This window comes from Polaribacter cellanae (assembly GCF_017569185.1).
Classification (GTDB): domain Bacteria; phylum Bacteroidota; class Bacteroidia; order Flavobacteriales; family Flavobacteriaceae; genus Polaribacter; species Polaribacter cellanae.
Map to the genome: position 1 here is coordinate 1,541,577 of NZ_CP071869.1, position 23,364 is coordinate 1,564,940.

General features: G+C 29.8%; 15 protein-coding genes. 5 read left to right on the plus strand and 10 right to left on the minus strand.

Translation table 11 applies throughout. The features are described 5' to 3' along the window. Window positions 1-2: 2 nt before the first annotated feature. From J3359_RS07015 to J3359_RS07035, 5 genes are all read right to left on the minus strand, one after another. On the minus strand, window positions 3-5,084 hold the full coding sequence (locus tag J3359_RS07015; RefSeq protein ID WP_208079996.1) for a translocation/assembly module TamB domain-containing protein: 5,082 nt from the start codon (window positions 5,082-5,084) through the stop codon (window positions 3-5). Between the two features lie 198 nt (window positions 5,085-5,282). Beyond that, on the minus strand, window positions 5,283-7,211 hold the full coding sequence (gene nagB / locus J3359_RS07020) for a glucosamine-6-phosphate deaminase (RefSeq protein ID WP_208079997.1): 1,929 nt from the start codon (window positions 7,209-7,211) through the stop codon (window positions 5,283-5,285). Window positions 7,212-7,246: 35 nt separating this feature from the next. Next, window positions 7,247-8,551 carry a sugar MFS transporter gene (locus J3359_RS07025; protein ID WP_208079998.1) on the minus strand — a complete coding sequence of 435 codons (1,305 nt, stop codon included), beginning with the start codon at window positions 8,549-8,551 and terminating at the stop codon, window positions 7,247-7,249. Between the two features lie 99 nt (window positions 8,552-8,650). Further along, window positions 8,651-9,718 (minus strand): phosphotransferase enzyme family protein, encoded by a 1,068-nt coding sequence (locus J3359_RS07030; protein ID WP_208079999.1) that lies wholly within the window; start codon window positions 9,716-9,718, stop codon window positions 8,651-8,653. Between the two features lies 1 nt (window position 9,719). Beyond that, window positions 9,720-10,625 (minus strand): nucleotidyltransferase family protein, encoded by a 906-nt coding sequence (locus tag J3359_RS07035; protein WP_208080000.1) that lies wholly within the window; start codon window positions 10,623-10,625, stop codon window positions 9,720-9,722. Between the two features lie 227 nt (window positions 10,626-10,852). Between J3359_RS07035 and J3359_RS07040 the strand changes: the two genes are divergently transcribed. Then, window positions 10,853-11,884: a LacI family DNA-binding transcriptional regulator gene (locus J3359_RS07040; protein ID WP_208080001.1), complete on the plus strand. Its 1,032-nt coding sequence runs from the start codon at window positions 10,853-10,855 to the stop codon at window positions 11,882-11,884. 457 nt (window positions 11,885-12,341) lie between these two features. Here the strand turns inward: J3359_RS07040 and J3359_RS07045 are convergent, their stop codons facing one another. Both J3359_RS07045 and J3359_RS07050 read right to left on the minus strand, forming a co-directional pair. Further along, entirely contained in the window at window positions 12,342-13,691 is a 1,350-nt protein-coding gene (locus J3359_RS07045; RefSeq protein ID WP_243765996.1) for a DUF3472 domain-containing protein, read from the minus strand. 265 nt (window positions 13,692-13,956) lie between these two features. Then, window positions 13,957-16,056 carry a thioredoxin domain-containing protein gene (locus J3359_RS07050; protein WP_208080002.1) on the minus strand — a complete coding sequence of 700 codons (2,100 nt, stop codon included), beginning with the start codon at window positions 16,054-16,056 and terminating at the stop codon, window positions 13,957-13,959. A 310-nt stretch (window positions 16,057-16,366) separates the two neighbouring features. Here J3359_RS07050 and J3359_RS07055 point away from each other — a divergent pair, with 310 nt between their 5' ends. The 4 genes from J3359_RS07055 to J3359_RS07070 are packed head-to-tail and all read left to right on the plus strand — an operon-like array spanning window position 16,367 to window position 20,459. Further along, the gene (locus tag J3359_RS07055) at window positions 16,367-17,362 is read left to right on the plus strand and encodes a GntR family transcriptional regulator (RefSeq protein ID WP_208080003.1); all 996 of its coding nucleotides are present in this window, start codon (window positions 16,367-16,369) and stop codon (window positions 17,360-17,362) included. Window positions 17,363-17,364: 2 nt separating this feature from the next. Then, window positions 17,365-18,255, plus strand: a complete 891-nt coding sequence (locus J3359_RS07060; protein WP_208080004.1) for an aldose 1-epimerase — start codon at window positions 17,365-17,367, stop codon at window positions 18,253-18,255. A 12-nt stretch (window positions 18,256-18,267) separates the two neighbouring features. Further along, the gene (galK, locus tag J3359_RS07065; protein WP_208080005.1) at window positions 18,268-19,416 is read left to right on the plus strand and encodes a galactokinase; all 1,149 of its coding nucleotides are present in this window, start codon (window positions 18,268-18,270) and stop codon (window positions 19,414-19,416) included. Window positions 19,417-19,436: 20 nt separating this feature from the next. After that, a complete protein-coding gene (locus J3359_RS07070) occupies window positions 19,437-20,459 on the plus strand; it encodes a UDP-glucose--hexose-1-phosphate uridylyltransferase (protein ID WP_208080006.1) in 1,023 nt (340 codons plus the stop codon). A 291-nt stretch (window positions 20,460-20,750) separates the two neighbouring features. Here the strand turns inward: J3359_RS07070 and J3359_RS07075 are convergent, their stop codons facing one another. From J3359_RS07075 to J3359_RS07085, 3 genes are all read right to left on the minus strand, one after another. Then, window positions 20,751-21,365, minus strand: coding sequence for a hypothetical protein (locus J3359_RS07075; protein WP_208080007.1), 615 nt, complete (start codon window positions 21,363-21,365; stop codon window positions 20,751-20,753). 53 nt (window positions 21,366-21,418) lie between these two features. After that, on the minus strand, window positions 21,419-22,741 hold the full coding sequence (gene tig, locus J3359_RS07080; protein ID WP_208080008.1) for a trigger factor: 1,323 nt from the start codon (window positions 22,739-22,741) through the stop codon (window positions 21,419-21,421). 184 nt (window positions 22,742-22,925) lie between these two features. After that, window positions 22,926-23,285, minus strand: coding sequence for a phage holin family protein (locus tag J3359_RS07085; protein WP_208080009.1), 360 nt, complete (start codon window positions 23,283-23,285; stop codon window positions 22,926-22,928). Window positions 23,286-23,364 lie beyond the last annotated feature (79 nt).

Below are 23,364 nucleotides of genomic sequence, written 5' to 3' on the forward strand. Positions count from 1 at the left end.
ACTTAGTTTTTTTGCTTCTTTACACTCTTTTTAGCAATTTTCTCTTTCTCTTTCTCTTTCTCTTTCTCTTTCTCTTTCTCTTTCTCTTTTGCTTTTGTTTGGCTCCCTACTTCTTTCTTTTTCGAGTTTGTATCTTCTTCTTTTTTCTTTGGAGAACGTAAAATCGCATCCCAAAGTTCGCTAAATTGGTTGAATTCTTGGGTAAAAATCAAAGCAATTCCACTTACGATGGTTTGCCCATCAATTACATTTTCGAACTTACTTTCTCTAAAACCTTTTAAACGATATCTACCATTTTCGGTAATTTTATACTCTAAACTTACATTTCCAATCAATGGAGCTTTTTCGCCTGTTGTACTACTTCCTTGGATATCTACTTCGCTTCCAACTCTAACTGTAAGTCTATCGTTAAATAATTTTTTTTGCGCAGCAATATCTAACTGAGTTCTGTCTGTTGGTGCATCTCCTTGATAATCTGTAAAACTATTTAAACCAAAATCGAGTTCAATACCAGAACCTCCTAAAATTTTATTTGAAAAAGCATTTAATTGACCAGAAACTGCATCGTTTAAATTATCTCTTGCCACAGTTGCAAAACCTCCAGAACTACCATCACTGCCTGCATCTGGATAAAAACGATTTAATACCAATAAAGAAAAAACTTGTTTATTTAATTCTGCTTCTTGTTGGTTTACTTGTTGCACTCTCCCATAAACTTGCCCACCAATGGAACCTCTTTCTTCTTCTGGCATATCTAAACCAAAAGATATTTTGGGCTGTAGTAATTCGCCATCGATATTTAAAGAAACCTCGAAAGGAAGTACTTGTTTGAATTTGCTTTTTACAGATGCTTCTGCTCCAGAAACTTGTGGTGCCATTAATGGAGAAGCAGATGTTTCTAACTTATAAATTGCTTTAACATCTAAATCTGCATCAAAAGGATCGCCAGACCAACTAACTCTACTTCCTGGGGCAATTAAAAACTTTCTATCCACTAAATTGTATAGATTTAATTCGTAATGTCCTTCAGAAATTTCGTAAGCTCCTGTTAAATTAATTCTTCCATTTGGTACCATTGTAAAGATAAAATCTCCATCACCAACAGCTTTAAAATTGTCGCCAGTATCTTTGTTAATTACTACTGTAATAGCTGCTTTTTTATCTATTTTTAAAGATGCAGAAATATCGAAACCAGTTATTGTAGCTGTTTGTTCTTCGGTTCTTGTGAGAATTGCTTTTGGGTTTTCTCTATTTACGAAAGCAACAATGCCATCTCTTTCTTCTACATTTGCATATACAGAAGGTATCACATACGTTACATCTGTACCTTCTCCTAAGGTTAATTTCGCATCTAATTTAGGGATTTGCAAATCTCCTGTTAGTTTTGCGTTGGCATTAAAAGTAGCTGTTCCATATAAAGATTCGTTATCTTCTTTGGTCGCATTTAAAACTTGGAAATTTTTAGCATCTACACTTAAGTCGAAAGTTGGATTTATAAAACGTTCTGTGCCGATTTTTCCTGAAAGCACCAATGCATTTTTCTTAGCATCTAAAACTTTGAAATTAGATAATGTTAATCCACTATTATCTACTTTTAAGGTTTCGTTGTTTAGTAAAAATTTGGTGTTGAGTTTAGAAATATTAAACCCTGCATTTTTAAAAGTAATATCTCCATTATATTTTGGTTTGGAAGTGGTTCCTGTAACTTTAAATTCTCCTGAAAAACTTCCATTGGTCTCCTTAATTTCTCCTAACGAAAACGTATTTAATGCTTTCATTTTAAACTCATTAATCACCAAATCTAAGTTTAAATTTGCTTTTGTATTGCTTACGAAGTAATCTCCTTTTAAATCTAAATTAACATCTCCTCCTTTTAAAGCTGCATTAAAATCATATTTGCTATTTCCTAAAGATTTAGCATCTAACTTTAAAGTTCCTAAGTTCGTTTTTAAAACTTCTAATTTACTTATATCTAAGTCTGCAATAATTCCAGTATCTTTAAAAGGATCTTCTAAAATAAAACGACCATTTAAAACCCCTGTAGCTATTTCTGTTTCTGGATTTAAGTAATTAAAAACCTCGTTTATTTTAAAGTTTTTATAATCGATTGCAATGTGTTTCTTATTTACATTAGGCAACTTATCTGTAATTTCTATAGATTGATTGTCCTTGGAAATTTTAAAATTCTTAAATACTATTTTATTATTTATTAATGCTATTTCGTTATCACTTGGAATACTCCATTTTCCTTTATTTAACAATAAACTATCTGGATTAACAGTAAACCTTAAATCGTTTCTATTTCCAGATATCTTTGTATTTACATTCATTAATTTTTCTCCTTTGTGTGAACCTAAAAAATTAAGAGATAATTTGTTTTTTGCCTGATTTCCTGTAATATAAGTTCTTGGAATATCTAAAGGCCCTGCTTTAATTCGTTTGAAACCTAAATCGAAATTAAAATTATCTGTATCTGTATTCATAGAAAATGCTAAACTATCTAGCTCGTTTCCACTATAATTAATATGTGGAGCTGTAATTTTAGCTTCTAAGTTTTTGTCTTTTTCGTTAAAATCGACAGCGATATCAATGGTATCTACATCTTTAACATTCACTAAAAAAACATCTTTTAATAATGAGGATTGTGCAATTTTTCCTTCGAATTTTAAATTTACAGGCTTTTTAATGGAATCTCCAATTTTTTCATCTCTATAAAAATAACTAAAAATATGTCGCTCAATTGCCTTTGTAAATGTCTGAGGATCTGTGTTAGATTCTAAGTCTAAATTTAGCATTTTATTGGTTACAGAAAAAGAGGTTGTATCTTTATCTACATACGCTTTTGCATCAATTGCACCCAACAAATAAGTTCTATTATCGTACACGAAAACTCCGTTTATAATTTTGCTTTCTATATCGTAATTTTTACTATTTCCTTTAAAGTCTAAAGAAATATCCATTCCTGTTTTTACGTTTCTTTTCATTAACCCCAAGGCTTGTAAATCTGCTCCAATTACATCTAATTTAATATTTGCTTTAGATGCAATAGAGTCTAAAAACACTTTACCATTTAAAGCAATATTTAAATTCTCGTCTTTGTATTTAGAGGTAATTTTTCCTTCGCCATTTTTAACATCTCCTTGGATGCTTAAATCTTTTATTGCATAGTTATTTAAGGTAAATTTAGATACATTCGCTTCTAAAGTTGCCTCTAAATTATTTAAGTTTTTTCCTGCTCCTTTGGAGTTTAGGGTGAAACTTAATGCTCCAAATTGAGGATTCTTTAACAATTCGTTTACTTTATAATCTTCTATTTTTACAACAGCATCGTAACTTATCGTATTTTTATTTTTGAAGTTTCCGTTAATTTTAGCAATTCCTTGGGTGGTGGTTATTTTTGCTTTTGCTGAAATATTATCCAAAGAACCTGTTGCATTTCCAGTTAACAATATATTTTCTGGAAGCTGTATTCCTAATTCTTTTTCATCTACAAACTGAAGAATATTTGCACGTTTTGTTTGCGCTTTTAAGGTTGAAATATCTACCAATAATTTGTTAGAATCTGTAACATTTTTAAACGTTCCTTTTACTGATATTTCTGTAGCATTTCCCCAGTTTACTTTTGCATTTCTAAGATTCATAGAAGCCAGACTTCCATTTGCCTGAATGTTTCCTGTAATTAATTTTTTACTTGCTTTTTTTAAATAAACATTCTTTCTAAGTGAAGGTTGAAATTTAAAAAGCTCATTTAAAGACACTTTAAAAGTAGGTATATTTAAGTTGATTTTCGTATTTTCTGGTGTTGCTAAAAGCTTATTTAAAGAAGCGTATTTTAAATCGGCACTCCCAACAAGAGCATTGTTATTCAATTTAAAATCTAAATCGTTTAGATTTAATTTGCTGTCTGTTGCCTCTAAATTAAATGTAAGTTGATGCAAGTTTAAACCAGAAGCTTCATTAAAATTTAACTTAGAAATTTCTGCGCCTGCTTTTTTATCTTTCAAGAAAATATCTGTTCCTTTAAAAGTTACATTTTCTAACGAAATGGCTTTCGGATTGAATGCATTTTTTTGAGGTTTTGTATTGTCTTCAAAATAATGAATCGCATTATTTTCTATATTAATAGCTGTAATATTTATAGTGAATTCTGGCCATTCTACTTTTACGGATTTACTACTTTTTAGAGTAGCTACACTTCTTTTAGAAACTGTGTTTAAAGCAATTCTAGAATTACTTAATTGTAATTTATCTAAATCGATATTGTTTTTTGCCAAGTCTATTTGAGGGATTTCTGCATAAAAATTATCAATATGTATGTCTGAAGAAATATTATCTACTTTCGATTCGTAAAATGCAATTACATTTTCAACTGTAAGATTATCAACCGTAAATTTTGGTAATGGAGCCTCTTCTGTAGAAACAATTTGAGGTGGATTTTGAATAAACTTTATATTCGAGTTTAAAAGTTTGATATTTGAAGCTTCAAAATTCATGTTCTTCAAATCCGTTTTTTCCATATTCGCCTCTAATTCGCCAACTTTAAAACGTCCATCCAATCCTAAAACATCATCTTTCAACAAAAAATCGATGTCTTTAAAAGACAAATCTCCAATAACAATATCTAAAGGTTTTGCAGTTGAATCTTTTACAGCTGGAGCTGGGTTTTCTGGCGCAAAAGCGTCTATCAAAAATTGAAAATTGTAACCAGAAACAGTGTCTTTTCTTATAATATTTGCGTGTAAACCTTCTAAGTTTAAATTATCTACACCTATTCCATTTCCACGAATTATTGCCCAGAGTGGAATATTTGCTTCCAAAGATTTCGAATAGACTAAGGTGTCGCCTTTGGTATCTTCTAAATACAAGCCATCTAATTGTACACTTCCATCGAAAGTAACAAATAATTTTTCTACTGCAACTTTCGTATTTGTTTTATCGGAAACATAACGAACTACTTTATTTACAATAATGTTTTGCCCCCAAGAACTTCGGATAAAAAGAATAATTAAAAATAGAAATAAAAGTATGCCCAAAAACACTCTTAATGTTCTTCTTAAAAAACGATATTTCCTTTTTTTTGGCATGTATGGGATGCTATTTAGCTGTAATTTTTAAAATTGCAAATATAAAGTGCTAATTTCATTAATATTATCTGTAATAGAAGTTATTTTAACTCCTTTAACATTTAGCTTTTAACTTTTAAAAATAATGGCATAAAAAAATCCCATCAATTTTAATCTTCGACTAAAATAATGGGATTTGGAATATTACTTACTAAAATTTTAATAATGCCACCTTACAAAAGCTTCCATTGCAGCGTAATGAGACAAGCCTAATTTATCGTATAATTCTGCGGTTTCTCTATTTCTATCTTCTGCTCTTTGCCAAAATTCTCTACTATCTGCTCCTTGGAAAACAACACCATCTTTTTGCGATTGGTGTTTAAAAATTCCTTTTCGTTTTTCCAATACTTGGTCTGGTCCCATTGGAACTGCCATTTCAATCTCGTCTATTCCCCATTCTTGCCAAGCTCCTCTGTACAACCAAACCCAACAATCTTTCATGAATTTCTTAGGTTTTAATTCTTTTACTGCTGCAAAAATGGCATCTAAACAAACTTTGTGTGTTCCATGAGGATCTGCCAAATCGCCTGCTGCATAAATTTGATGTGGTTTTATTTTTTCAATCAAATCTTTGGTTATTTCTACGTCTCCAACACCAATTGGATTCTTCTTTATAGCTCCTGTTTCATAGAAAGGAAGGTTCATAAAATGAATATTTAAGTCTGGTAAACCTACAAAATGACAAGTAGCTCTTGCTTCTCCTTTTCGAATTAATCCTTTAATATACCTCACTTCTGGAGTATCTATTTCGCTCGACTTTTTGTTCTTTAAAAAAGTCGCTGCTTTTTTATAAATTTTGGTTGCTTCAGAATTATCGATGCCAAATTTCTCGTTATAATCGCACACAAAACTTGCAAAACGCAATGCTTCATCATCTGCAACTGCAATGTTTCCTGAAGTTTGATAGCCTACATGTACTTCGTGACCTTGTTCGTGTAATCTTTTAAAAGTACCACCCATACTAATAATATCATCATCTGGATGTGGACTAAAAATTAACACACGTTTTTTTGCTGGTTCTGCTCTTTCAGGTCTTTTATTATCGTCGGAATTTGGTTTTCCTCCAGGCCAACCTGTAATGGTGTTTTGTAATTTGTTAAAGATTTTTATGTTGATGTCGTAAGCTGGGCCTGAGTCTGCCAACAAATCACTCATACCATTCTCGATATAATCTGCATCTGTTAACATTAAAATTGGCTTTTTTAAGTTTAAAGCCAAACTTAGTACTGCTTTTCTAATTAATTGATCTGTCCAAACAATTTTTTCTACCAACCAAGGGGTATTGATTCTTGTTAATTTAGAGGCTGCTGCTTGGTCTAAAATAAAAGTTGCATTTCTATGTTCTTGCAAATACGATGCAGGTACTAAACTGGTAACTTCGTCTTCTACAGAGGCTTTTATGATGTTCGATTTTCTTTCTCCCCAAGCCAATAAAATAACTCTTTTGGCTTCCATTATTTTCTTCACCCCTAATGTAATTGCTGTTCTTGGTGTGTTTTCTAATCCAGAAAAATCGCCACTTGCTGCCACTCTTGTAATATGGTCTAAGGCTACTAAACGTGTTTTGGAATTTTGAAGTGAACCAGATTCATTAAAACCAATATGTCCATTACCTCCAATTCCTAAAATTTGCAAATCTAAACCACCTAAGGCTTCAATTTTCGATTCATATTGGTCGCAATAATCTCTAATTTCTTCTTTCGACAGTGTTCCATCTGGAATGTAGTAATTCTCTGGTAAAATATCTACGTGATTAAACAATTGCTCTTGCATAAATCGTACGTAGCTATTTACAGAATCTGGCTCCATTGGATAATATTCATCCAAATTAAAAGAAATTACATTCTTAAAGCTTAAGCCTTCTTCTTTATGTAAGCGTACCAATTCTGCATACAAACCTTTTGGAGAAGATCCTGTTGCCAAACCTAAAATACAAGGTTGTTTTTGCGATTGTTTTACTTTTATTAAATCTGCGATTTCTTTTGCAACTTGTGCAGAGGCTTCTTTCGAATCTTCGAAAACTACAGTGCCAATATTCTCGAATCTTTTCTCGAATCCAGTTGCTTTGTCAATTTTACTTTTTAACATGATGTATTACTTGTCTCTATTAAAATTAATCTCAATTATTTACTCCAATTTTTTATTTTATGTCCCCAAATTGCAAAGAATAAGATAATTGCATAACAAGGGATTAAGATCCAATAACTTTCTGTAGAAGCAGTTGCAATTGCGTCTGCTTCTTGCAAACCTTTTGCAATTAACTCGTGTTTATTGGCATCTACAATTCTTCCATACAAAGGAGGGATAATTGCCCCACCAGAAATTGCCATAATTAAAAGTGCAGAACCTGTTTTGGTAAACTTTCCTAAACCATCTAAAGTTAAAGGCCAAATTGCTGGCCAAACCAATGCATTTGCAATACCTAAAGCCGCTACAAACAATACAGAGGTAAAACCTGTAGTGCTTAAGATGCAAAAACTAAATATAATTCCTAAAACTGCACTGGCGATTAACGCTGTTTTTTGTTTTACATATTTAGGTATTAAAAGCACTCCTAAAGCATAAGTTGCAACCATTGCCATTAATGTATAAGTAGTAAAGAATTTTGCTTCTTCTCCTGTAAATCCTAAGGAAATTCCATAAGCGATAATGGTATCTCCTGCAATAACTTCTGCCCCCACATAAACGAATAAAGCAATTACACCTAACCAAAGATTAGGGAATTGAAAAATACTTGTTTTTGCTGTTTTCCCTTCTTCTAAAACTGGTTCTTCTGTTGCTTCTACTTGTGGCAATGGTGCTCTTCTTATTAAAATTCCTAATAAAAATAGGGCTATTGCCATTATAACGTAAGGCATAAAAACACTATCTGCCATGGTATCTAACAACACATTGGTCTCCTCTAAAGTTGCACCTGCCAATTTTTCTTTTGTTTCATCGATTCCAGAAAGTAATAAAGCTCCAAAAATTAAAGATCCTAACGCTCCTGCAACTTTGTTTGCAATTCCCATAATTGCGATACGTTTTGCACCACTCTCTATGGGACCTAAAATGGTTATGTATGGATTTGCAGCAGTTTGTAAAATGGTCATTCCAATTCCTTGAATAAAAATCCCTGCTAAAAACACCCAATAGGTTCTTGCTTCTGCAGCCGGAATAAAAACCAAAGCACCAATTGCCATTATAATTAGTCCTAAAGACATGCCTTTTTTGTAACCAATTTTTCCTAAAATGTAAGAAGCTGGCAATGCCATTACAACAAACGAAATGTAAGAAGCTGTTGCTACTAAATAAGATTGCGATTCTGTTAACTCGTTTATGGTTTTCATAAACGGAATTAACGCACCATTAATCCACGTTACAAAGCCAAAAATGAAGAATAAACTCGCAATAATGATTATTGCAGTTGTGTTATTTTTTTGTTGCATAATTTTTATTTTTTTAGGTTAGTTTTTATTAAATTACAAGAATTTAAAGTTAGACTTTTAATAACTTTAATTTTTTATAAACATGCACTTTTCTTTTTACTAATTCATTTGTATTTTTTCAGAAAAACTTTCTATCAATTTAAATTGATTTTTGGCTCTGTCTAAGTTGTGCTCTGGGTAATTGGTTTTATAATAAACATCGTTATTTAAATAATCTGTTAAGAAACGAAGTGCCATTATAAAAATCATTGTTTTGGCTGCTAATGGTAAATATTTTAACTCCACATTAGATAAAGAATCTTTAGATTTCTCTAAAAAGCCTTTTTCATACGCTTTGTAATATTCTATATTAAACTCTACTTTAGACAAGTCTTTTTCGTCTTCTGCTGCAGTATTACAAATGGTTCTTATTGCATCTCCAAAATCGTAGTGAATTATACCTGACATTACTGTATCTGTATCTATCATACAAATACCTTTATTGTCTTTCGTAAAAAGAGAGTTAGATATTTTAGTATCGTTATGTGTAACTCTTACAGGAATTTCCCCTGCTTCTTTCAATTTTTGAAGAATGTGCATTTCCTCCTTTAAATCTGCCACAATTTTTGTGTATTTAGTAGCGCTAAATAACCTGTCTTTAGAAGCACTTTGTACTGAAGATGCATACTGCTTATAACGAAAAGACATATCGTGAAAATTAGGAATTACGTCTATTAATTTACTGCTATCTAAATCTGCAGTTAAATTTAAAAATTCACCTAAAAGTTTTCCTCCTTCGTAAGCAATTTCTTTATCTTTTACAATTTCGTGTGTTACACTGTCGTCAATAAAAACCATGACGTTCCAAAAATGCCCTCCTTTTTTAAAATAGTAAAAATCGCTGTTTTTAGTTTTAACAAAACTTACTACTTTTTTAGTTAGCTCTTCTTGCGAAAGATTGGGGAATTTACTTTTTATATGCTCGCTTGTTAAAACTTTATTATTAACCAAACCAGGTACATCTTTAAATATGTTGTGGTTTATTCGTTGAAGAATGTAGTTCTTAGAACCCTGTGTTTTTACTAAAAAAGTATCGTTAATGTGCCCAGAGTTTAATTCTGAATGACTTACATAATTAGCTTGATGGTCGAACTCGTTAAAAATGGATTTTATAGTTTCTGCATTCATATTAACTCCATAATTTAGTTGGATAGACTCCGTTTTCTTTTAATTTATTAATTGCTTTTTCCACCTTTTCCTTATCATCATTATAAGTTACCCCAAACCATTTAGAGCTTGATTCTAATACTTTTACAGATGCTTTTTTACTTTCTAACATTTTATTTACAATTGTTGGTAAATAAAATTCTGCTTTTAAGTTTTCTTTATTTTTCTCTAAAAATTCTAAGAATAATTCATCACCAAACTCGAAACATTTTGGAGTGAAACCCCAAAAATTCATAGAAACAGTGGTGTTTTCGTCTATTGGAATCATTTTTCCATTGCTATTTTCGCATTGTAAAACTCCATCTATTTTTTCGATTCGAACTCGTTCTGTAACATCTGTTAAAAAACCATGCTCGTCTACACTACATTCTCCTCTGGAAACATAGCCATTTTCTGAAATTGTATTTTTTAAAGAATAAGCAATCATACTAAAGTTATAGCTATTTTTAGCTGTATTCCTTAACTGTTCTGCAATTGCCATAAATGCTTGCCTACTGTAAAAATCGTCTGCATTTATAATCGCGAAATTTTCTTTTACAACCTCTTTTGTCATTAATAAAGCATGTCCTGTTCCCCAAGGTTTTATTCTTTCTGGGTTTACGTATTTCTCTGGAACATTATCTAATTCTTGATACACATATTCAACTTCAACTTTACCCTCTAATTTCTTATCGAATGTTGCTTTAAACTCAGCTTGAAAACTCTTCCTGATGATAAAAACAACCTTTCCAAAACCAGCTGCTATTGCATCATATAAAGAAAAATCGATAATTGTATCTCCTTCTGGAGTAAAAACATCCATTTGTTTTAATCCTCCATATCTGCTCCCCATTCCTGCTGCTAGTATGACTAAAGTTGGTTTATTCATCTTATTTTTTTCTATATTTTTCTAGACCAAAAAAGATTTAAAACCCTAAAATAAAGCTACTTAATCCTTTTTCTAAAAATCTAAATTCCTTTTTAATTCTCACAAATCTAATTAATAAAACTATAAAAAAAAAGGAAAAAGAGAAAAATTGTGCTCGAACACATAATTTTTTGTTCTCGAGCACATTTTTATAAATCTACAACTTTTTGTATATATTTGTCTTCAAGATGAAAAAACACACAATAAAGGATATTGCAGAAATAGCAGGTGTTTCTAAAGGAACTGTTGATAGAGTTATACATAAACGAGGAAAAGTATCTGCAAAAGCTTTAGAAAAAGTAAATGCTGTTTTAAACGAAATAGATTACAAACCCAATTTATTAGCTAGAAGTTTAAAGAACACGAAAGAATATCATATTTGTGTAATTATGCCAGACTATAAAGAGGATTCTTTTTGGCTGCCTTGTTTTGAAGGTATCCAAGAAGCAATTGGTGAATTTAGTGCTTTTGGTATTTTTATTGAACCTTTCTTTTTTAATACAAATGAAGTTAAAACTTTTATAGATGTAAATAAAAAAGTTTTAGAATTATCGCCAAATGCTGTTTTATTAACACCTTTATTTTATAAAGAAACCATAGAAATTGTTAATAATTATGCAACCTCTAATATTATTGTAAGCAAGTTTAATAATCAATTAGAAACAGAAAATACCCAAAATTTTGTTGGACAAGATTTGTTTAAAAGTGGAAGAATTGCTGCGAGTCTTATGGAAATTATAATTCCTAAAAACTCTAATATTGCTATTATTCATATCGATGAAGATTTTAACAATGCAATACATATGCAACAAAAAGAAAAAGGATTTAGAAGTTATTTTTTTGAATTACCAAACTCTAGTTATCAAATAACTACTTATGGTTCTAAAAATGCTGATCTTAAAAATAAAATAAAATATATTTTAAATATTTCTAGAAATTTAAAAGGGATTTTTGTGACTACCTCAAAAACATACAGAGTTGCTGAATTTACAAAAGAAGAAAATATTAAAATTATTGGATATGATTTATTAGATGAAAACATTCGATATCTTAAAGAGAATCGAATTAATTTTTTAATACATCAAAACCCTAAAAAACAAGTTTTCTTAGGATTAACTTATTTGGTTGAACATTTGCTTTTTGGAAAAGAAATTCCTGCAAAAAGCTTATTACCTATAGATATTATTAATGCAGAAAACTTAGACAGTTATTTAGAATAACGAAACAAGAAACCTTTTTGCATTATTTAAAATTCTTTTATTTCTGCTATTACAACTTACATTCTCTTAACTTCTTTAAATAGAGATTATTTCTTTAGCTTGTTTTCTTAATGCAAAATTATCTTTAACAAGACATATATTCTTTGTAAAAATTAAAATCTTTTTATAACGTAAGATTGATATACTACCAATTGTTTATCAATTACTTAAATGTTTTTTATTCTGAAAACAAATATCATTTCAATGATGCAAAAAAGAGGGACTTTACAAATTGTAGTTAAAAATTATGAGATTTCTTCTATAGTGGAAATGATAAAACAAAACTAAACAACTATTTATCAATAGATTAAAGTAGAGTTATATATTTACTCTTAAATCGAACTCACGTTTATAGTTTGTTAGAAAAAAAAACTATACATAAAAAAGGAATAAATTAATAATTTTTTTGCCCTATATTTTAAAGAGTAGGTTTTGGCAATTTAGAGAAGTTAATATTGGGAGCTTTCCCATTTGCTTGTCTAGAAAAATCTGTTTTTAGAGTTACATTTTCTTTAAAAAACCCACAATTTTTTAAGAAAAATTGGTTACCTTCAACTCCACCTGCATAATCTAACCTCTCATTTGCATTTGCTGTGGCATCTGCTGTAAACTTTCCTTCCGTAATTTCTACCCATTCTTTATTTGTTGTGTAAACCCATTGGTTTCCAAAATTTGCTTTTCTGGTTTGATTTCCAGTACTTGGGTAAAAATTCTCTAAAAAAGAATACAATCTTTTTAAATGAGTAGAGGTCTTTGGTCTTCTTAAACTTGCAATTACTTGCCAATCTCCAACTAATGGATCGAAAAAATAGGCAGTGTAATCTGTAGAGCCTGCCACTGAAGAAGGCTCTCCTTTTAATAAAAACTTGTAGGTAGTATCTACTTTCCAATTTACATTTTTAAAACTTTGTATTCCAGAACCTTCTCCACCAAAATTTTTAATAGTTACCCCTTCTCCACCTCCTAAACTTGTTACTGTATAATCTTTTGGAATTTGATTTGGATCATCTGTTACAAAAGCACTCCAAATAGAAAATAACACACGTCTTTCTGTTTTAGAGTTTACTTGCATTCCAAAATAACCTTGTGCATGTCCATTTGCCATAAAGAAGCTTCCTAATACATCTTCTCCTGTTGGCACTGTAATTTCGTTATAAAAATATTGCACTTCTCCACTTTTTGGTTGCTTATAATTAAAATGTACAGAAGGACCTCTTCTTCCAAAATGATGGTTTGTTGTTGGCACAAAATCTAAAATTGTTGCGATTGCTGATCCTCCAAAAAGAACCTCATCTATATCTGCAATAATATTTCCTTCTTTTTCTTTTCCTTGAATTTCGATTTTCACATATCCTTTATCAACATTAAAAACGCCTACATCTAACGTTTTGTATTCTTTATTTTCTACGTTAATTGTTTTTGTAATCTTGTTTATGGTAACGTTAATTTTAGAGTTTCCATCTGGAGATTTTAATTTTAAACCAACTTTTAATTCTCCACTTCCTGTTCTTACATAAGTGTTAATTATATTATCTAAAGATTTCCAATTACGAATTCCTTCTTTTTTAATAATACCTTCATCCTCTGCTTTGTTTCCAGCAACCCAACTATTGGATCCAATTGGAACATTTGCCGTAAAAACGATATCTGCTGAAACAACTTCTTTTGTTCTATTTGAACAAGAAAAATTAAAAAATACAATTTGTAGTAAAAACAACATAGAAAACACTTTTTTAACAGTGCTATTTTTTTTTGTGGTGATATTCATTTTTTTATTAAAATTTCTGATTGGTAATTATTGAAGTAAAACTTCTATACAAATTTGACTTATTTTTATTTAAAAATGGGCGACATTTTCATCAAAAAAGGAGACTTATTTAAAATAGTGCTATTTTTTTAATTATTTATCTTTTAAAGGTGTTTTATATCGCTAAACTTCTAATACGTTTACTCTGGCCACAGACACAGAAAGTATTTAGTTATTTTTAGAAAAAAACAACATCGATTTTAAACATTTTAACGAAGCTTAAAACTTATTTTTTTATAAACTCTAATGCCTTTTCAACATCGGAAACTGGTAATTTACAGGCCTTATTTACACAAACATAAATTAGTGTTTTTAAAGGATTGTACCTATTTTCTAACAAAGGCATATTACTTTCTCTTAAACTGCCAGCAATTAATTTATTAGGAATGTATTTTTTATTCAATTCTTTTACTTTGTCTTTTGCCTTTTCGCCAACAATTGCAATTTCGTAATATGGGTTCGAAAAATTTATCATTAAATCTAACCAATTCGAAAAGGCAGAAGGATATTCCTCTAGTTCTGGTTGTACGTTATTTAACATAATTCTTGCAGTTTCTAAATAGTTTTTGTTATCGAAATAATGCGATAATTTAAATAAGTTTTTCGCCATTACAGAGTTACTCGAAGGCATAACATTATCCCTAAACGCTATACTTCTGGCAACTAAAGAAGCATCTTTATTGGAAGTGAAGTAAAACATCTTGCTATTCTCATCAAAGAAATGAGCAAATGTATAATCTGCCAAATCATGTGAAATTTTAAGCCACTTTTCGTCTAAGGTATTTTCATATAAATTAATAAAAGCTTCAATTGTAAATGCATAATCTTCCAAGTACCCATTTATTGTACTTTTTCCATCTTTATAAGTATGTAACAAACTCCCCTCTTTTTTAAGCTGATGATCGACAATAAAATTTGCATTTTTTTCTGCAATTTTTAAATAGTTTTCATCTCCAAAAACACGATAGGCATCTACAAATCCATTTAACATAAGCGCATTCCAAGAGGTTAACATTTTATCATCTAACCTTGGTTTTTTTCTACTTTGTTTTGCTTTTTTTAGTGTTTCTTTCCAATTTTTCTTTTTAGCTTTTAACGCTTCAATTGTAATATTGTGTTTTTGTATAAAATCTGCATCATTCGTATTTCTTATTAAAACATAATTTTCTTTTTCCCAAAAACCATAATCGTTTACGTTGTAATAATCTTCGAACAATAAATAATCTTCATTTAACAAAGACTGTAATTCTTTTTTCGTCCAAACATAATAAACACCTTCTTCTAAATCTTTATTTTCAGTTTCGCTATCTGCATCTAAAGAAGAGAAAAAAGAACCTTTCTCGCCAATCATGTATGCTTTTACATATTCTAAAGTCTCTAAAACCACTTCTTTATAAAGCGGATTTTTGGTAATCGAATAAGCATCTGAATACAAACTAACCAATTGTGCATTGTCGTAAAGCATTTTTTCGAAATGCGGAATGTGCCATTTTTCGTCTACAGAATATCTAGAAAAACCACCTTCAATAGGATCATAAATTCCTCCAAAAGCCATCTTTTCTAAAGTTAGATTTACATAATCTTGTAATTCTCTATCCTCTTTTTGAATTGCATAACGCAATAAAAAATGATAGTTATTAGGCATCATAAATTTTGGAGCGCTTTTTAAGCCTCCCAAAGAAGTATCGAAATTTGCAGACCAGACATCAATAGATTTTTTTATAATCTCGTTTGTAAAATCTGTTTTTTTTGAATTTAATTCTACAACATCTATAGATTTTATTCCTTTTTCTAACTTATCTGCGAAAGCAATTAATTTTTCTGGATTTTTCTCATAAACTTCCGAAAGTTGATTCAAAATACCAATCCATTGTTCTTTCTCGAAATAAGTTCCTCCCCAAATTGGTCTTCCATCTGGCAAAGCAACAACATTTAATGGCCAACCACCTTCTCCATTCATTAATTGCACTGCACTCATATAAACTTTATCTACATCTGGTCTTTCCTCTCTATCTACCTTAATATTTATAAAATTAGTATTCATGGTTTTCGCAACCAAAGTATCTTTAAAACTTTCTTCTTCCATTACATGGCACCAGTGACAGGAAGCATAACCAATACTTATAAGCATTAATTTTTTGCTCGATTTTGCTTTCGAAAGTGTTTTATCGTTCCAGGCATGCCAATTTACTGGATTGTGTGCATGTTGTAATAAATACGGACTCGTTTCGCCTATCAAATTATTTGTATGCGCATATTCTTTAATATTCGATTTTTTACAACTAATAAAAAAAAGTAAAACTGTTATTATAAGTAATTTCTTCATTATTTACGGTTTCTCTTCAAAAAGCTATTCTAACTAAAAAAAAAAAATTAAGCTTTTGAATTTTACAAAAATAGTAAAGAATAACTCAACTTCATTAAATATCAGTATTTTAAACATTCTACTTCAGTTAAAACAACAACTGAATTTACTTTTAAGACAGCCTCATTTAAAATTTTATTAGTACATATTTTGTTGACGAATAACTTAAAATATCTTCCAAATCTTTACTATCATTTATGTAAAGTTTAGCAATAAAAACATACTAGTACCTACCAGTAGTATTTATGTAAATTATTAATATCTTTGTAAGATGAAAATGGTATCTCTAAAAAAATCTGGAATTCCAAAATACAAACAAATTGTAACCTCTATTGAGCATGCAATTGTTAGCGGTAAACTTAAAAAAGGAGACAAATTACCTTCTTTAAATGTTATAAAAAATCAACATAAATTATCTAGAGACACTGTTTTAAACGCTTTTAACGAACTTAAAACAAGAGGCATCATTTATTCTGTAGTTGGCAAAGGGTATTTTGTAAGCACTGAAGATGTGTTTGTAAAAAAGAAAATTTTTCTACTTTTTGATGAATTAAATTCTTTTAAAGAAGATCTATACAATTCATTTTTAAATAGTTTGGGCGATAACTGTCAGGTTGATATTTTTTTTCATCATTTTAACGAAGATATTTTTAATAAATTGATAAACGACAATAATGGCAATTACAGCTCTTATGTAATTATGCCAGCGAATCTAAAAAATGTAAATGCTTCTGTAGCAAGTTTACCCAAAGAAAACGTTTACATTTTAGATCAAAAACATCCTGAATTATTGGACTATCCTGTTATTTTTCAAAATTTCGAAAAAGATATTTTCAACGGACTTTCCAATGCTTCAATCAAGTTAAAAAATTATAAAAAATTAATTTTATTGTTTCCAAAAGAGAGACAGCCAAAAGGAATTTTAAGTGGTTTTCAGCTTTTTTGTGATGCGAATAATTTTACTTCGCAAGTAATCTCTTCCTTAGAAAACAAAACTCCCCAAAAAGGAGAAGTGTACTTAATTTTAGATGATAAAAACCTGATTCGAATTATTAAAAAAATAAAAGAGAACAACTTACAATTATCTAAAGATATTGGTTTAATTTCTTTTAACGATACTATTTTAAAGGAAGTTGTGGCAGATGGAATTACAACAATTTCAACAGATTTTAATTTAATGGGAGAAAAATTGGCGCAAATGATTTTAAATAACGAACACTCGAAAATCGAAAATCCGAGTGCCTTAATTTTAAGAAAATCTTTATAAAAATGTTTACAATTAAAGAAACAAAACAAGATAGTTTAAACTTAATAAAGTTACAAAACATTAAAAATAATTCGTTTGCTCGTATTTCTCTAAATGAAGGTGGAAGATTAGAAAACTTACAATTTAAAGGAGTTTCTATTATTGAAGATCAACCCAATTTCAATTATAAAAATGGTTACTCTTCTGCCATTTTATTTCCATTTGCCAATAGAATCGAAGATGGAAAATATACTTACAAGAATAAAGAATATCAATTTAAAAGTAACGAACCTAAAAGTAAAAACGCTTTACATGGTTTGGTTTTTAACAAAGAATTTAAAATTTTAGAAAAAGAAATTACTTCTAACAGTGCTTCTGTTAGTATTTATTATTCAGAAAAAAACGACTGTAAGAGCTTTCCTTTTAAATATTCGCTTTATGCAACCTACACGCTTTTAGAAGAAGAATTACAGCTAAAAATAACTGTAAAAAACGATGACTCAACATCATTTCCATTTGTTTTAGGCTGGCATCCTTATTTTAATTGCGACAATTTTAAAAACAGTTTCCTCAATTTTAAAAGCAATAAAAAAATAATTTTCGATAACAACTTAATTACAAAAGAAATAGTAGCCCATAAAACAGCTTCAAAATTTGAAATCGCAAACAAACAATTAGACGATTGCTTTGTACTAAAAGATAATATTGTGCAGTTTTCTACGCCAAAATATAAGTTAGAGTTATCGTCGACAGCTAAAGAAAACTTTTTACAATTATACAGTCCAAAAGACAAACCAATCATTGCCATTGAACCTATGACTGGAATTTCTAACAGTTTTAATAATAAAATTGGCTTGCAAGAATTAGAAGCTAAGAAAACCTACGCTTTAACTTGGGGTGTAAAATTTTTATAAAACCGAATGATTATGAGTAACCAATTAATTAAAGAAGTAAAAGAGGAATTCCAAAAAAAATTTGCTACGAATCCTTTATTGATATTTTCTCCAGGAAGAATAAATATTATTGGAGAACATACAGATTATAATGGCGGTTTTGTATTTCCTGCGGCTGTAGATAAAGGAATTGTAGCCGCAATTCAAAAAAGCGATTCTGTTTCTTGTACTGCAATTGCAATGGATTTAGATAGTACAATCGAATTCGAATTAGACAAATTAAAACCATCTAAAGAAGGTAGTTGGGAAAATTATGTTTTTGGTGTGGTCGCAGAAATACAGAATAGAAATAAAATAATTGGCAATTTTAACATCATTTTTAAAGGAAATATTCCTGGAGGTGCAGGCATGTCTTCTTCTGCTGCTTTAGAAAACAGTGTCGTTTTTGGTTTAAACGAATTGTTCGATTTAGGTTTAACAAAAACAGAAATGATTTTAATTTCACAAAAAGCAGAACACAATTATGTGGGGGTAAAATGTGGCATTATGGACCAATATGCAAGTATGTTTGGTATTAAAGATAATGCTTTGTTGTTAGATTGTAGAACGATAAAATCGAAACCATATAAAATCGATTTTAAAGATCATCAATTAATGCTCATCAACACAAATGTAAAGCATAGCTTGTCTAACAGTGCTTATAACGATAGACGCTCTGCCTGTGAAAGTATTGCAGAATTGTTAGGTGTAGAAACATTAAGAGAAGCATCTGAAGAGGATTTAGAAAAAATTATTGACAAAGTTACATCAGAAAATTACCAAAAAGCATTGTATGTAATTCAAGAAATTGAAAGAACTCAAAAAGCAGCAAAAGCCATTGAAGAAAACGATTTGGAAACTCTAGGTGTTTTAATTTACGGTTCTCATAATGGTTTGCAACACCAATATAAAGTAAGTTGCAATGAGTTGGATTTTTTGGTAAACCAAGCTAAGAAAAACAAAAACGTTTTAGGCGCAAGGATGATGGGTGGTGGTTTTGGTGGCTGTACCATTAACTTAATTAAAAAAGACGAAGCAAAAAACTTTGCAAAATCTGCCTCTTTAGCTTATAAAAATAAATTCAACAAAGACTGTTCTGTGTATTTTATAGAACTTTCTAATGGTACACATTTGGTAAAATAATCAACAAAAAAAACAATCGTATGAAAAATACAAATTTGCAAGATTATTCGCATAAAAGATATAATATTTTAACTGGAGAATGGGTTTTGGTTTCTCCTCACAGAGCAAAAAGACCTTGGCAAGGACAAAATGAAGAAATTTCTACAGAAAAAAGACCTTCTTATGATGATAAGTGCTATTTATGTGCGACAAACACAAGAATTAATGGCAAAATAAATCCAGATTATAAAGATGTTTTTATTTTTACGAACGATTTTGCTGCACTTCAAAAAGATTCGCCAAAATTTAATGTAAATGATGGTTTGTTGAAAGCACAAAGCGAAAACGGAATTTGCAAAGTAATTTGTTTTAGTCCAGATCATTCCAAAAGTTTGGCAGATATGGAAGTTGCTGACATTAAAAAAGTGGTACATGCTTGGCAAAAAGAATATGTTTCTATTGGCGAAATTGAAGGTATCAACTACGTGCAGATTTTTGAAAACAAAGGAGCAGTAATGGGTTGTAGCAATCCTCATCCTCATGGACAAATTTGGAGTCAGACCTCGTTACCTAACGAAGTTGATAAAAAAAATCAGCAACAATTAACCTATTATAAAGAGAAAAAAAGTAGTCTTTTAGGAGATTATTTACAACAAGAACAAACTGCTAAAGAAAGAATTATTTTCGAAAATGACGATTTTTTAGTGCTCACTCCATTTTGGGCAATTTGGCCTTTTGAAGTGATGATTGCTCCTAAAAAAGCACAGAAAAATATTACAGAAATAACAGAAAATGAAGCTTTAAATTTCGCAGAAGCAATTTCTGTAATTACAAAAGCATATGACAAGTTGTTCAACACTTCTTTTCCATATTCTTCTGGCATACATCAGTCACCCACAGATGGTAAAGAAAACAAACATTGGCATTGGCACATGAGTTTTTATCCGCCTTTGTTAAGAAGCGCAACTGTAAAGAAATTTATGGTGGGTTACGAAATGTTTGGATCGCCACAAAGAGATATCACTGCAGAAATTGCTGCGACAAGATTAAGAGAATTAATCTAGAAATTATTAAATAAATTTAACTAAACCACCCTGCACTGAAAGGTGCAGGGGTTTGCTTGACAAAGGACTGAAAGTCCTACATATTTAAAACGTCTCAAACATTTAAAACAGATAGCGAAATAGCCTTGAAAAGTAAAAATCACACCTTCTAAGAAGGTGTGATTTTTACTTTTATGACTTTTCATTTTTAAAAATAAGGTATATAAAATTTTATTTATTGTGTAATTTTAATTCATAAAAAAAAGGTTGTTTATAGCTATAAACAACCTTTTTTTTATGAATTAGTATTTCTTATTTGTTTTTATCGTAAAATTCTGCAACTTCAAAAATGTTTCTGTATTTAAACCATTTTTTATCTTTAGACTTTTCTACCCAAGTTGGGTTGTCGCCAAATAATTTTCTAATTTGCTTTCTATATTTATATTTTTTAATTTTAGTAAGTTTATTGTCTTTATGTACTAAAAAACTTAAATTTTCTCCAAAATTAATTCCTCCAAAACCTGCTTTATTTGCTTTTGGATCAAAATATACTGATATATTTTTACCATAATATAGTGCTACGTAAAATTTATAGCCTTTTTTGGGTTTTTTGAAATTTTTTAAAACAGGAACTATAAATGTGTCTCCCCATTTTATTAATTTACAGTCGTTCGCTTTAAACTTTTCAGTGTCAGCATCTTTGTCTGCTCTAAATTTCATAGTTTTAACTTGGTCTCCTGAAAAGCTATATCCTTTAGTTTCTCCTTCTTTAACAGTACCATCTTTTAAAACTACCAATCCTTTTTTCCAAACACCTGTTATTGATTTTCCTTGAACATCGGAATCTATAGATATTGTTGTTTGTGCCTTTGTGGTTGCTACTATTGCAAAAATGAATAGCAAAGAAATTATTTTTAAAATTTTCATTATTTATATATGTTTTTAGTTTGAAAAACTATTAACAATGATTGTGCCAAAAACTATTTATAAACTTCTTTTATGAACTCTTCGTAAGAAACTTCTTTCGATTTAAAGCTCATATTTTCTTTGTAAAAAGCCAATAATTTCTGACTAATTAATTGAGATTGTAATTTTTGAGCCTCTTCTTGGTTTTGTAAAATTCTTCCAGCAATATCGTCTAATTCTTTTTCTTCTGGATTTGTATTACCAAATTGTGCCATTTGCGTGCGGATAAATCCTTTTGCATAATCTACCAATTCTGCATAATCTAATTTAATGTCGTTATCTTTCATAACTTTTCCTTCGATTAATTGGTAACGTAATCCTTTTTCAGATTTTTCGAATTCAGCTTTTGCTTCTTCTGGAGTTAATTCTTTTTCTCCTGCAGTTGCTAGCCATTTTTGTAAAAATTCTGCAGGTAAATCGAATTTTGTATTTTCTACTAAATGTTCTGTAACTGCGTTTAACAATTGCTGGTCTCCTTGTTGTGCGAATTGCTTTTCTGCATCTTCTTTAATTTTTTCTCTTAATTCTGATGACGTTTTTACACTTCCATCAGGAAATAATTTATCGAACAATTCTTGATCCAAATCTGCAGGTTCCGTTTTTGTAATCTCTTCGATGGTTAAAGTTACTTTAATGTCTAAATCGTGAATTTCTTCATGAGAAACCCCTAAAATATGCTGTAATTTATGGTCGTCTTTGAATAATTTCTTTGTTTCTAACTCAATTACATCGCCAACTTTAGCGCCAACAAGTTTCTTTTCGTTTTTCTTTCCTTCTAAATCGCTTACTAAAAAAGTTCCTTTTTTATTAATTTCCTTTTCTTCGTTTATGAAAGTTCCTGTTATATTTGCTTCTTTAATTACTTCTTCTAAAGGAGACATTTTTCCATAACGAGTTTGAATGTTCTTTACTTCTTCCTCCAACAACTCTTCAGTTGCAATAATTTTATATTCTGTAACTTTCTTTTTAGGCTTTAAATCTACATCGAATTCTGGCACTAAACCTAATTCGAATTCAAAAGAAAATTTGTCTGCATCCCAATTGAAATCGTCTTGAACTCTTGGTAACGGATTTCCTAAAATGTCTATTTTTTCTTCTGTAATAAATTTATTTAAAGATTCTTGTAAAAGCTTGTTTACCTCATCTATCATTATAGATTTACCATATTGTTTTTTAATCATTCCCATTGGCACATGCCCTTTTCTAAAACCAGGAACGTCTGCCTTTTTACGGTAATCTGTTAACAATTGGTTTACTTTTGTTTGATAATCGTCTGCAACAATATCAACTTTTACAACTGCGTTTAACGCATCTATGTTCTCTCTTGTAATATTCATTTATTTGTCTTTTATCTTGAAAAAATCGAGTGCAAAATTACGCTTTTTAATTGATTGCACAAATGTTTAAGTGGTTCTATTTCAGTGTGAAATAAATTATTGGTTTAATAATCTGTATACTAATCTTTAGCCATAAATTCACGAATAAAAAAATTGTGAATTCGCAGCTTTTAAAATACTTCTTTTATGAATTCAGTTGTTTTCTATCATCTTTTAATAAAGAGAATAACGCAGATCTAAAAATGGACAATAAAATACTAAATAACAATGCCCACCAAAAGTTAGCAACTGCAAAACCATCTACTAATTTGTCTGCTAACATAATTATTATTGCATTTATTACAAAAATAAATAAGCCAAACGTAACGATAGTTGCTGGCAATGTAAAGAAGATTAATAAGGGTCTTACAATCATATTTAATAAGGCAATTACTGCAGCTACTATAATTGCAGATACATAACCTGCAACAGAGACTCCTGGTAAAATATTCGCCAAAATAATTACTGCCAAAGCCGTTAATAATATTTTTAAAAATGTTTTCATTTTAATTAATTTAATTTCTCTACCCAATTAAATAGCGAAAAGCATACCAAGTTTAAAAACTGACAAAAGAGCAGTGTTA